Here is a 212-nt window from a genome sequence, read left to right as displayed (position 1 = left end):
TTGACTGGAGGTCAATTATGAAAATCAAGAGCCTTCTTCTTGGCTCGGCCGCGGCGATGATGGCCGTGTCGACTGCACAGGCAGCCGACATCATCATCCCCGAGCCCGAAGTTGTCGAATATGTCCGCGTCTGCGATGCAGCCGGCACCGGCTTCTTCTACATCCCGGGCACCGAAACCTGCCTGCGCATCCACGGCTATGTCCGTTACGAC

At 58.5% G+C, this 212-nt stretch carries 1 protein-coding gene; it reads left to right on the top strand.

What is annotated here, in order from left to right; translation table 11 throughout:
- Nucleotides 1-17: 17 nt before the first annotated feature.
- A partial coding sequence (locus tag DEM25_RS17425) for a porin (protein WP_196780449.1) occupies nt 18-212 on the top strand: 195 nt, incomplete at its 3' end.

This window comes from Oceaniradius stylonematis (assembly GCF_003149475.2).
GTDB lineage: Bacteria > Pseudomonadota > Alphaproteobacteria > Rhizobiales > Rhizobiaceae > Roseitalea > Roseitalea stylonematis.
This window is presented reverse-complemented; position numbering and strand designations above follow the sequence as displayed.